Here is a 12,365-nt window from a genome sequence, read left to right as displayed (position 1 = left end):
TAACGTGCGGTAACCCTGTGCTTGACGACATGGCATGCCCAGGGCAAATCTGTCTGACCCTAACAGCCACGGCCGCCAGGTGGTCATTCGGCGATCGTACGGATTCCCAGGTCCTGGTTCTGGTCAAATGCCGCCGGATCGACTTAGAACCGTACCCTCGGCGGGGTGACGATAGTGCGGCCATCGGCTCCGGCTGTCCATGCGCGGGGCTTTGTACCTGCATTGGAGGGCATGCGCGCCTGCGCGGCGATGGGTGTCGTGGTCACTCACACCGCGTTTCAGACGGGGCACAACGGCGGCATCGACGGACGCATCCTGGGCCGCTTCGACCTGGCGGTGGCCGTTTTTTTCGCGCTATCTGGATTTCTGCTGTGGCGGCCACATGCCGCGGCAGCACACGGCGGGCCCGCGCCCGCGTCCACCGGGCGCTACTTCGCGTCGCGGTTCGTCCGCATCGTCCCGGCCTACCTGGCCGCCGTCTTCGTCATCCTGTTGCTGTTGCCGGATGCGATGGGGGCCAGCTGGGTGGTCTGGGCGGCCAACCTGACGCTCACACAGCTGTACATCCCGCTAACTCTGACGGCGGGTCTGACGCAGATGTGGAGCCTGGCGGTCGAGGTGGCGTTCTATGTGGCGCTGCCGGTGATCGCGGTCGGCATGCGGCGGGTGCCCGGACGATGGCGCGCACCGGTGCTCATGTCTCTCGGTGTCCTCAGTCTCGGATGGTCGTTCATCCCCTTTCACGCGGCCGTGGGCGTCAATCCGCTGACGTGGCCGCCCGCGTTCTTCTCGTGGTTCGTCGCGGGCATGCTGCTGGCCGAATGGAGCTCTGCGCCACCTGCCTGGACCCTGCGCCTGGCGCGTCGCCGCGTGCTGCTTGCCGTGGTGGCTCTCATCGCCTTCGGGGTGGCGGCCTCCCCGCTGGCCGGACCGGAGGGCCTGACGCAGGCGCCGCCGCATCAGTACGCCGTCAAGATCGCGATGGGTGCCGCGCTGGCGTGGGCGCTGTTGATGCCGTTGACATTGGATGCCCCTGGCACGCCGCACCGCATTCTGGGCAGCCCGCTGATGGTGACGCTGGGGCGCTGGTCCTACGGCCTGTTCATCTGGCATCTGGCGGCTTTGAACATGGTCTTTACCGTCATCGGGCGCTTCCCGTTCAGTGGTCACTTCCCGCTGGTATTGATTCTGACGTTGATCTTTGGCTTCGCGATGGCCGCTGTCAGTTATGCGCTGGTGGAATCTCCGTCACGGGAGGCGTTGCGGCGCTTCCAGAAGCGGCGCGCTGGTACGCGGGACGGGAGCCGTACCGCGGCCAAGGCGACGGCGGCCACGGAGGTCAGCGCCAACAGCTGAATCCACCACGAATGCCCGGTGTACCCACTCGCCGACCGCCAGGGATGCCGTGAGAGGGCCGCCCCGGCCAGCAGCAGAGAGCCGCCGGAAACATAGGCCCCCGCTGCGGTGAGCGTGCGCACGGGCCAGCGTGTCCACACCTTGAACGCCAATGCGGCCAGACCCACCATGGCTCCGGTGATGCCGCTGATCGCGGTGAGCGCCGCCAGCACCGCGATACCCGTCGCGGGGCCGGAGCGCCATGGGATCACCTGAGGGACCGTGGTTTTCCGGCGTACGGGAATGAGAGCCAACAGTGCGAGGACGGGAAGCAGCGCCAGTCCGCCGAACAGCCCCGCCCGGTACCAGGTGTCGAGGCCGAAGGTGAGGGTGATCGGCCCGCCGGTGCCGGCCGGGAGCACCCACCCCTGCTGCCATCCGTTCACCCGTACCGGGGTGAGCGTGTGCCCTTGCGCATCGCGGGCCACCCATCCGGGGTTGATGCTTTCCGGCACCGCCAGCACCCGGTCGCGCGGTGCGGGATCCGCGGTGACCTCACGCCGGGCCGCGTCCCATCTGCCCGTGGGCGCCGCGGTCGCGGTGGCGGCGGCCGGCGTCGCGTCGGGCGTGGTGAGCTGGACACCGTCGACGATGAACTGCTGGCGTGGGTTGACGGTGACGTCCTGAGGCCCCGCGCCCGTGGCGATGGGCGCGGTATCGCACGGCGTCGCCTGGATGGCATTGCCGTCCAGTAGATCCCGCACCGTGGTGGTGATGGACATCGGGATGAAGCGTCCGGCAAGCGCGAGCACTGGGCCGTCAGCGCATCCGATCTTGATCACGCGGTTGTCGTTGGCCCGTGCATCGGCGGGGGCGATCGGCCGGCCCTGGGTGTCCAGCGCGACGAGCTCGGCGATGCCGGGCGGCTTGTTCTGATCGGTTCCCAGTGCGGTGCGGTCGATGATGTCGGTCCAGTCCATCACCGTGACGGTGATGGTGTCGGTGACAGCCGGATGCACTGCCAGTGTCGTCTCGGGAGACTTCGGGTCGATGTCTCTTACCTGGGGACCGTCGCCCAGGTTGATGGCTACCTGCTTGGGGTGTGTAGGCACCTCGGTCTTGCTGGGCTGGAGCCGGATACCGCCGACGGCGACGGGTTTGGGGAGTTTGATCACCAGAGAGGGCAGGTGCTGGCGCAGTACCGACTCCTGGGGTGCCGTCCAGGCGGTGCCCGGATCGCCGTCGGTGGCCGCATAGGAGGAGCCCCGCAGATCGATGAGGTCGGCACCTCCTGAGGCCGCGGTGGTTCCGGGCTGCGTGATCAGATCGCGCAGTTGCGGGCCGGAGCGGGCCCGCACCCAGAGCGTTGGTGTGAGCGAAAGAGGCCGGGGCACAGTCAGCGTCCGGATGAAGGTGCCGGGTTCCTCGGGGGAGAGCGAGAGTGTGCCCGCGCAACGCAGCCTTTCAGGCGACGGCATGCAGCCGGGCCGACCCTCCAGCGGAGATCCCAAGTCCCAGCCGAGCACCGCGGCTCCTGCGGGAGGCGCGGGCAGGGTTGCGCTATGGCGGAGATCGACGGAATGGGCGTATCCGGCGGCGTCGTATTGGGTGAGGGATAGCTCCGTGATGCCGAACTGCACGCCGGAGGTGCCGTCCTCGGTGCCGGTGGCGGTGACCTTGACCCAGTTGGTTTCCCCCGGCCGTAGCGCCACATCCAGAGGCGTGCCCGGCTCATCGAATCGGACCGCCGTGGTGCCGTTGTCGGTCTCGATCTCCAGCCGCCGCACCTGAGCTCCCAGTGCGGTGGCGCTCGGCGTCACGGTGAGGATCGCGTTGGTGATCGGGCGATCCAGGTCCACCCGAATCCATTGCCCAAGAGCAGCTTCCAGTGAACTACTGACCCAGCTTGTGGCGTTATCGCGGTCGATGGCCGCGGCCGTGCTGGTGCCCGGTGCCACGTTGGGCAGCGCCGTGGAATCGGAGGCGGAGCTGGACGCGGTGATGGTTCCGCCCGTCCAACTTCCGTTCACGAGGGGAACACCGGTGGCCGGGTAGTCGGGCACTCGATTGAAGGTCCGGCGTTTGTCACCGGGTGCGCGGATGGCCGAGGAATGATCGTCGACGCGCCCGTAGTCGGTCTCACGGGCCAGCGGACTGTCGGTGACTATCGCGGGTCCGGGACGCAGACCCGCCTGTGCGGCGTCGGTGGCCAAGAGGGACGGGCCCAGCGGTGGCTGGTTCAGCTGGCGTCGGCGCTCACCCAACCGCAGCAGGGCCTCGGGTCCGCCCGCCACCCGGGGCATGCTGTCGATATCCGCGAAATACGCTTCCCCATAACCTTTTTCCTGGCCCACAGAATAGATCTCGACCGCCGGGTACTGGGGTCGAAGATCGCTGTCGGCGACAAAGCCCTCCACCGTTCCGGCCCCGACGGGGTCGCCGAACTGGGCGACCTTGGTCAGCCCGGGGGACCCTTCGATGGTGTGGTGCACCAGGATCGGCCGCGCGGAACGGGAGGTGTCGGGGTCGAGGTCGTTGCGCACCACCAGATACGAGATGCCCTGCTGCTTCAGGGTATCGGCCAGCCCGTCCGAGGGTCGGCCGGCGGCGAAAAGTTGCTGTACCGAGTCGATGGCGCGGATGGTCTCGGGAGGCGTCAATGGGATGGAATCGCGCACTCCCCATGGTGTTCGGCCCAGCACCTGCAACGGTTCGTCGCGGGTGAGGCCCCAGGTCTGGATGGCGAACGGGGCTCCCGGCACTACGAGTGCGCGCCCGCCGTCATCATGGTTGGCCAGCCAGTGCGCCGTATCGCTCCAGTATTCGGGGATTGCGTCGAAGCCGCCGCGGGGGACCAGTCGGCCCGTCCAGGCCAGTGATGTACTCGCGGCGAGTGCCACCAGCAGTGCGATCCCGAGGGCAACCGCCCGATTGCGTTCCGGGCGTGCCAGGGCCGAGAGCCACTGCCGCACGGTCACACTGGCGGGCAGCGGTACGCGGGACAACGCATGCGCCAGGCCAAGAATCAGCGGCAGGCGAATCAACGGCTCGAGCTTGTGCACATTGCGCAGCGGCGTGCCGCTGTCGTCCAAGAAGAATTGAATCTGCTGGCCCACCGGCGATCCGAGTGCGCCGGTGTATCCGGCTGTCAGCAGCACCAGGCCGACCAGAAGTACCGCGACCAGCCGTCCGCGTGCCGGCATGCCCCGCATCGCCAGCCCTGCCATACCGGCGGCGGCGATCATCGCGGTCGCGATGACCATGGCCGACTGTTCGACCAGCGAGGAACCCGCCGTCGCGGTCGGGGCAACGAACGGCGTCCAACTGTCGGTCCCGCGCAGCACCTCGGTGAGAGAGGTCCATTGCGTGGTGACGCCGGAAGATTCAATGAAGTCGAGGAACCGCGGGCTGATCTTGCCGAAGATGAGCAGGGCGGCGATCCACCATGAGGTGGCCAGCGCCAGACAGGGAATCCACCAGGCCGTGAATCGCCACCATGTCCGGTTCGGTGTGTGGGCCAACCACCAGATAACGGCGACCCCGCAGGCGAGGGCGGTGGCGACGGCATTGACCGCACCCATCAACGCGACCGCGACCGCCGACAACGCCGCCGCCCGGCGCGGGGATATCCGGCCCTGGAACGTCAGGATGACCGGCAACAGCACCCACGGGGCCAGCATCATCGGCAGCGTTTCGGAGGAGATGGCGCCCAGGGTCGTCAGCACCCGAGGGGACAGTGCGAAGGCGACCGCCGCGATGATCCGGGAGCCGCGGGTGCCGATACCCAGCGCCTCGGCAACCCGGATGACGCCCCAGAACCCGGCCACCACCAGCAGGGCCCACCACAGTCGCTGTGTCACCCAGGCCGGCACCCCCAAGAGATGCCCCAGTGAGAAGAAGGCGCCGTGCGGGAAGAGGTACCCGTATGCCTGGTTCTGCGCCTGCCCGAACGGCAGGTCACTGCTCCACAGGTTCAGGGCCCGTGCGGCGAACCGCAGCGGGTTGATCGCCAGATCCAGCTTGGTGTCCGGGGAGATCTGTCCGGGCGATTGGGCGAAGGTGAGCAGTAGGGCGAACGCCGAGGCGACCGCGAGCCACCGTCGGCTCAGCGGAGAAGAGTCAAGGCGGTGCGTCACGGCTCAGGAAATGCTGCGCGGCGCTGTCGGGAGCCGCGAGATGTCAGCTCCGGTTGCCGTAATCGGGACGATTGAGGATTGCGGTCGACGGATCGATTCCCGTCACAACCGGCTTCTTGTCCTGCTCGACCGAGAGCGTGACACCGAATACGGCGGCGGCGCCCAGCAGCAGGCCGATCAGCACGCTTGCGGCGGCCGGCACCACAAATCTGGTCATCGGAGCTCCTCTGGGTCATGCAGATACCAGCGGCCAAACTAGCACGTCCGCTATTGGTACCAATTCCGGACGGACAACCGGTCGTGATACTGCGACGATTAGCTGGGTATCACTGGCGAGGTTGAGGGGCAGGCAGATGTGCACTCTGCGGGCCTGCGGATACTCGGCTCGGGCGAGCTTGGCGCGGGCGAGGAACACGTTGAACCGTGAATAGACCGGCATGGCGGGTGGCCACATGGGGCCACCGGCGCCTGTTCGTGCGGAATAATGGCCGCCCATGACCGGTCCATACAACTACGGACCGGCGCCGGATTACGACGCGGAGCTCGCCGCCGCGCACAACCCGGCGCTCCCGCAGGATCAACTGCTGCGACTGTGGCACACGCGTCCGGATCTGCGTGAGGCTCTGGCGCAGCTGCCTGCGTGCCCGCCGAACCTGGCCGCACAGGTGAAGTTCTCCGATCCGTGGCGCGATCCCAATGCGCGATCGCATCGCGGGGTCATCATGGCCTTTGCGATGCTCGCCGGCCTGCTCGTGGTCGTCGGACTCGGCTACGTCGGATACATGGCGGTGCACGGCGATGGATCCACCCAGCAGCAGACGCACGGGATGCTGCCGCCGAATGACCCGAAGGCGACGAGCAGTGCCGCGGCGACCACTACCGCGCTGCCTCCCGTGCCGTCGAGCCCCATTAAACCGGTGGACTTGAGCACCAATTGCGTTCAGGCCGAGGACGGCACCGACAGCAATGCGGTGAAGTACGTCTACGACCCCGCCAAGGCATTCGACAACGACCCGCTTACCGCGTGGCGATGCCAGTGGAAGGAACAAGACGGCCAGTCGATCACGGCCAAGTTCGACCATCCGACACTCGTCACCTCCGTCGGTTTGGTGCCCGGATACGCCAAGACCGATATCGACGGATCCGACCGCTTTGCTCAGAACCGCAAGATCACCAGGGTGCGTTGGGAATTCAGCGACGGGAGCTCGGTCAAGCAGCAGGTTCCGGTGAGCCGTGCGCTGGCAAGCGTCAAGGTGAATGTGGTGACCGATTCGGTGACCATGGTCATCGAGGCCACCGAACCCGGTGTGTCGATCGTGAACAAGAACGGTCAGCGGCAGGACGCGTTCAACGGTCTGGTGTCGGTGAGTGAGATCGAGATCATGGGCACGCAGCCCCCAGCGGGCGAGGGACCAGCATCGGCGCCCGCACCCGGCGCGCCCGCACAGCCGTAGCGCGTCGTACTCAAAACCGTCCGGGTTCTTCGGGGTTCATTGCCAGAAATTGCGGTTACGTTGGACGCATGGCCGACCTCAACCGCAGAACCGTACTGACTACTGGGGCAGTCGCGGCGGGTGCCGCCGCTGTTGGTTTCGGAGGATATGAACTGCTCCGCAAGCCCGGGCGCAGTGATTCATCGGCGGCCGACGGGAACAAGCCGAATATCTTGGTGATCATTGTGGATCAGATGCGAGCCCCGCAGTGGTTCCCCGATATCCAGAAACTCACCAACCTCTTACCAAGTCTGAGTCGATTGCAAAGGGACAGTGTCACCTTCGCATCGCACTACACCGCATCGAACATGTGCACCCCGTCGCGGGGGGCCATGACGACCGGGCTGTACTCGCATCAGACCGGCTGCCTGTTCACCGGCGAGGGGCCCAGTGAATCGAGCCTGGCACCGCAGTTCCCGACCTGGGGGACCATGCTGCGGCAGCAGGGTTATCGCACCTGGTGGTGGGGCAAATGGCACCTTGGGGACTGGAGTGATAACAATCCTGAAGGGCTTGACGCACATGGTTTCTCGGGTGGAACGTTCCCCTCGCCCAATGGTGCGCCCAACCAGGGGCTGCAGAAGGACCCGGGGATCGTCGACCAGTACGCGGGGTGGTTCGACGCAGAGGCAGGCAAGGGTCCGTGGTGCACCACCGTCTCCCTGGTGAATCCGCATGACATCTGTTGGTGGCCCAAAAATCCTCTCCCGGAGGAAGTTCCGCACTGGTTTGATGCTGTGCCGGTCAACTTCCAGACGCCCGATGAGCTGCGTCAGCATGGCAAGCCGCAGCTGCAGATCGACTACGCCAATTTCATGTCGCCGATCATGACGGGTGCGGTGACCTACTCGGGGCCGGATATGGCCCGGCAATGGGCCCGCTGCCTGGACATGTACCTGTGGCTGCAACAGCAGGTGGATGCTCAGATCGGGCGGGTGCTGGACAAGCTGGCATCGCGCCCGGAGGTGGATCGCAACACGGTCGTCGTGTTCACCTCCGATCATGGTGAGTACGCGGGCTCACATGGGTTACGCGGCAAGGGAGCCACGGCGTATGAGGAAGCTATCCGGGTTCCGCTCTACATCCGCGATCCGCACGGTGTGCTGACCCCGAAGCCGGGGGACACGCGCACCCAGCTGACCTCCAGCGTCGACCTTGCGCCCCTGCTGCTGACCATCGGTGCGGGCGGCAACGGGTGGCGCTCTGATCCGCGTTTCTCGTACCTGGCCGCGCGCGCTGATATCGCCGGCATCGCCAAAAACAACGCGGCAGGCCGCACATGGATCGCACACGTCACCGATGACATGTCGGTGGAGGAGATGGCCACCCTGCTCAAGGATCCGCGGATCCGCGCGGTGATGGGTGAGAACGCGCCCACCGAGATACCCACTTCGGCGCCCAGTCATATCGTCGCTGTCCGTACCGCCGAGGCGAAGCTGGCCACCTACTCGTACTGGAAGTCAGGCGGCATGCAGATCGACCGTGCACGGCCGTCTGATCGCGAATTCTATGACTATTCAACACCTTCCGGTCAGCAAGAGATCGAGAACCAGGCGGGTCGGGGCGGTAAGGAAGCCGAGCTGCAAGCCCTCATCGACAACGAGGTGCTGCCCGAGGTGCAGGCACCGTTGCCGACATTCCTGGGCCAGGCGCAGGAGCAGGGCCTTGCCGATATGCAGAAACTGATGGTGCTGCGCGGCGGATAGCTAGTTGGCGTGGGCTACTTGGGTGGAAGCGAGCCGGCGTAGGCCAGGGCCCGTTTCACCCACGGCTCCAGCTGTCGCTTGGTGCGCACACCCTCGGCATCGATACTCAACCAGCCATCCATCTCACGCCCACCCATCACCATCCGGCTCACATGGTTCTTGGCGATCAAGGTGTCGGTGTCGTGGGGATCGCAGCGGGCCAGCAGCCCGCCCTCGCGTTTCGCGGCGACCGTCATGTGCCCATCGACCAGAAACGCGAGGCCACCGAACATCCGTTTCTCGGTGACACCCCTGCTTGTCGCGATCACTTCACGGATGCGCTCCACGAGGTCCTCGTCATAGGCCATGGGGCAATTGTCCCGCGCTGTCGATGGAGATACCTGCTGATCGTGGTCCTGCTAGGCCTGTTCTGGACCCATCCGGCGGTGATGACGGTCTGATTCGGACCCGTCCGACACGTCTTTTCGATCTGGTCTGTGTTTGCTTACGGGTTACGTGAGGGTTTCCCCATGGTGGTCGCCGCTAGCGGCAATCGCATCTGAGCTGGACTAATCAGAGCGAAGTTGTAGAAGGTCGCTATATCAAAGTAGAAATATTCCCTGATGTGTCTGGTGTCGAGTTCAAATTATCCATGTGAACTCGTCTTTCACATGTGAACGACAGGGTGTACCTTGCTTGCTATGCCCGCGATGGAACCCGATGATCTTGCTTCTAATGGTAATCGTGGCAAGCTCATAAATGTGTGGTCATGCCGTCGTTGGCAGACTCAAGATCGCACGATCAATGGTTCTCCGGCGATGCCGGTGGGTCGCGCCAAAGGTTGCCATCGCTGCGCCCCGTTCAAGGAAACCTCGTAACTCGCCACCCTAGAAAGGCTTGTCCGGATGTCTGAGGAACAGAACACGGCCCCGACCGCTGCCGCTGGCACGCCCCCGGCGCCGGTGGTGCCAACAACGGCCCCTAAGCCGAAATGGTGGCGCAACCCGAAAGTGCGAACCGCCATCGTGGTAGCGGGCGCGATCCTGCTCATCGTCGGAAAACTTGCGACCGCCGAGAAACGCCAAGAACACCGGGCCGATGCGGATGCCCGTCATGAAGTCGCCACCTACGCCGTCGGGGACTGCGTCACCTTCGGGCCTACCAAGGGCGAAAAATTCGACATCAGCCACACTGACTGCGCTAAGGACATCAGCTACACCGTCGGCGCCAAACCCGCGCCAGGCCAGGCCTGCCCCGGCACCTCCTATAGCGAGTACACCTGGACACTTCACGACAGCACCACCGAAAAACTATGCCTGGCAAGCAATCTTGTAACCGGGCACTGCTACCGGCTGCCCATCGACGCACACAGCTTCATCGAAACCACCGAATGCACCGACCCGGCGGGCTACAAAGTCGCCCAGCGCCTCGAGAACAGCACCGACGCAGCCCAATGCCCACCGGAGGTCAAAAAATACATCGACTACCCCCAGCCCAGCTGGATCTACTGCCTAGCCCCTACCCACGCCACACCGGCGGCGTAGCCACCGGAACAGTGCGGTGACCGCAGCTGCGGCACCATTGACCCGTGGCGCACGACGAGATACGCACGATCTTCCGCGAGGAGTACGGCCGCACCGTGGCGACTTTGATCCGCTACTTCGGCAGCATCGATCTCGCCGAGGAGGCCGTGCAGGAGGCCTTCGAGGTCGCCATCGCGAAATGGCCGCAGGATGGCATACCGCCCAATCCCGGTGCGTGGATCACCACCACGGCACGCAACCGCGGCATCGACAAATTGCGGCGCGACCGGCGGCGCGACGAACTGTCCCAGGAGGCAACGGCTCTCGAAGAGGAACAGCCGGAACCGCAGGAGGTGGGTCCGGTGCAGGACGATCGCCTGCGGCTCATCTTCACCTGCTGCCACCCGGCGCTGTCCCCCGAGGCGCAGGTCGCACTGACGCTGCGGTTGCTCGGCGGACTCACCACGCCCGAGATCGCCAACGCGTATTTGGTCTCCGAATCGACCATGGCCGCGCGCATCACGCGCGCCAAGAAGAAGATCGCGTCGGCGGGCATTCCGTACCGAGTGCCCGGGGATCACGATCTGCCGGATCGGCTGTCGTCGGTGCTGGCCGCGCTCTACCTCGTCTACAACGAGGGTTACGCGGCCTCCTCAGGCGCCACACTCACGCGCACGGATTTGTCCACCGAGGCGATCAGGCTGGCGCGCGTGCTCGCCGATCTCATGCCCGATGAACCCGAGGCAGTGGGACTGTTGGCATTGGTGCTGCTTACCGAGGCCCGACGGCCCGCCCGTACCGATACCGGCGGTGCGCTCGTGCTGCTCGCCGATCAGGACCGCACTCGGTGGAACCACGCGATGATCGACGAGGGACATCAATTGGTGCGACGCTGTCTGCGGCGCAACGCCCCGGGCCCGTATCAGATCCAGGCCGCCATCAATGCCGTCCATGACGACGCACCCTCGGCAGCGCTTACCGATTGGGGTCAGATCGTCGCGCTGTATGACCAGCTGGCGGTGTTCACCCCCCACGCCGTCGTCGCCCTCAATCGTGGAGTGGCCGTTGGTGAACGCGACGGCGCGCAGGCCGGGCTGGATGCCATCGAGCCGCTGCGGCAGGATCTTGATGCCTACTACCCGCTGCATGCCGCGCGCGCCGATCTGCTCACCAGACTCAGTCGAAATCGGGAAGCCGCGGACGCCTACCGAAAAGCGTTGGCACTCACGGACAACGAGGTGTTCCGCGGGTACCTCGGTGACCGCCTGGCCCGGCTGGATTAGGCGATGTCCTTACGGTCCAGCCAGGCAAGTGAGTCATCGATGAGCTGTGCTGCTCCGCTGTCCACGATGAGTGAATGCCCGCGATCGGTGTACGGGAGGTACTCGGTATCGGCGCTCGATTTCCGGTACTGCTTGAACGTGGAGCGTGTCAGGACATCGGGGACCGTATGGTCCAGCTTCCCGGACATCAGCAGCAGCGGCCCGCGCTGGTTGTTCCGTGTGTTGACGGCTGCAGCGGAATTCGGCGTGAAGTTGCCGAGCGCGAGCTGGAACAGTGGCCGCGCCGGGCTCGGAATCGCCCAACGCTCGAACAGTGAGTCCGACTCTTCCTGAGATACCGCATTGGCGAACGCGTACCGGAACTGTTTCTGGTCCAGTGACACCGCGCGATGCAGGTTTCGCGGGTCACTCAGGAAGGCGATGGTCGATCGGGCCTGTGCCGGTCCGATTGCTTTCACGCCTTTGATTTGCCCTGGGCAGATGGCGACTGCCGCGGATCCGAGGTCCTGGCCGAGTAGGTGCTGAACGATGAAACCGCCCACTGAGTGACCGACGAGGATGGGTTTGACCGGCAGAGTCTTGATCAGGGCCGCGTGATGTGCCGATATCTCCGCTAGGCCGACGCCCGCTTGCGCTTCCGGCTGCTGTCGGGCGGCGGTGAGAGTGGCTGGGACCCCGGGCCATTCGGCGAGTATCGGATCGAATCCCGCCGCACTGAAACGATCGGCCCAGAGCTCCCAGCTCGTCGAGTGCAGCCACAGGCCGTGGACAAAGACGACGGGTGTTCTCGCTGTGCTCATGGAAGGCCTCTCGGGGGCTTTTCTGTAGGTGAGTCACGCATGATTCTGGATACGCATGTATGTACAACTTACGTGAAGGCTGGTGACTCCACCGAGAATCCTCAGATGAG

The 12,365-nt window shown here is 65.3% G+C and carries 7 protein-coding genes and 2 pseudogenes; 5 read left to right on the top strand and 4 right to left on the bottom strand.

Features of this window, described 5'->3' with window-relative positions:
* Nucleotides 1-171: 171 nt before the first annotated feature.
* A pseudogene (locus tag DSM43276_RS21665) lies at nt 172-1,281 on the top strand (acyltransferase family protein); the annotation flags it as partial.
* Here DSM43276_RS21665 and DSM43276_RS21660 read toward each other — a convergent pair.
* Entirely contained in the window at nt 1,227-5,471 is a 4,245-nt protein-coding gene (locus tag DSM43276_RS21660) for an alpha-(1->3)-arabinofuranosyltransferase domain-containing protein (protein ID WP_078328377.1), read from the bottom strand. The pseudogene DSM43276_RS21665 and the gene DSM43276_RS21660 sit on opposite strands and share 55 nt — an antisense overlap.
* A 43-nt stretch (nt 5,472-5,514) precedes the next feature.
* Nucleotides 5,515-5,688 (bottom strand): DUF2613 domain-containing protein, encoded by a 174-nt coding sequence (locus DSM43276_RS21655; protein ID WP_078293036.1) that lies wholly within the window; start codon nt 5,686-5,688, stop codon nt 5,515-5,517.
* Nucleotides 5,689-5,965: 277 nt separating this feature from the next.
* On the opposite strand from DSM43276_RS21655, the pseudogene DSM43276_RS21650 reads away from it, so the two are divergent.
* Nucleotides 5,966-6,913, top strand: a pseudogene (locus DSM43276_RS21650) (discoidin domain-containing protein); the annotation flags it as partial.
* A gap of 80 nt (nt 6,914-6,993) precedes the next feature.
* Nucleotides 6,994-8,670: a sulfatase-like hydrolase/transferase gene (locus DSM43276_RS21645; protein ID WP_078328376.1), complete on the top strand. Its 1,677-nt coding sequence runs from the start codon at nt 6,994-6,996 to the stop codon at nt 8,668-8,670.
* A gap of 14 nt (nt 8,671-8,684) precedes the next feature.
* Here the strand turns inward: DSM43276_RS21645 and DSM43276_RS21640 are convergent, their stop codons facing one another.
* Nucleotides 8,685-9,017: a TfoX/Sxy family protein gene (locus tag DSM43276_RS21640; RefSeq protein ID WP_078328375.1), complete on the bottom strand. Its 333-nt coding sequence runs from the start codon at nt 9,015-9,017 to the stop codon at nt 8,685-8,687.
* Between the two features lie 537 nt (nt 9,018-9,554).
* On the opposite strand from DSM43276_RS21640, the gene DSM43276_RS21635 reads away from it, so the two are divergent.
* Nucleotides 9,555-10,193, top strand: coding sequence for an LppU/SCO3897 family protein (locus tag DSM43276_RS21635; RefSeq protein WP_136629145.1), 639 nt, complete (start codon nt 9,555-9,557; stop codon nt 10,191-10,193).
* Nucleotides 10,194-10,237: 44 nt separating this feature from the next.
* On the top strand, nt 10,238-11,455 hold the full coding sequence (locus tag DSM43276_RS21630) for an RNA polymerase sigma factor (protein ID WP_078328373.1): 1,218 nt from the start codon (nt 10,238-10,240) through the stop codon (nt 11,453-11,455).
* Here the strand turns inward: DSM43276_RS21630 and DSM43276_RS21625 are convergent.
* Nucleotides 11,452-12,255, bottom strand: a complete 804-nt coding sequence (locus DSM43276_RS21625) for an alpha/beta hydrolase (protein WP_078328372.1) — start codon at nt 12,253-12,255, stop codon at nt 11,452-11,454. The genes DSM43276_RS21630 and DSM43276_RS21625 overlap by 4 nt on opposite strands.
* Nucleotides 12,256-12,365: the final 110 nt, after the last annotated feature.

The sequence above is a fragment of the Mycobacteroides salmoniphilum genome (assembly GCF_004924335.1).
GTDB lineage: Bacteria > Actinomycetota > Actinomycetes > Mycobacteriales > Mycobacteriaceae > Mycobacterium > Mycobacterium salmoniphilum.
This window is presented reverse-complemented; position numbering and strand designations above follow the sequence as displayed.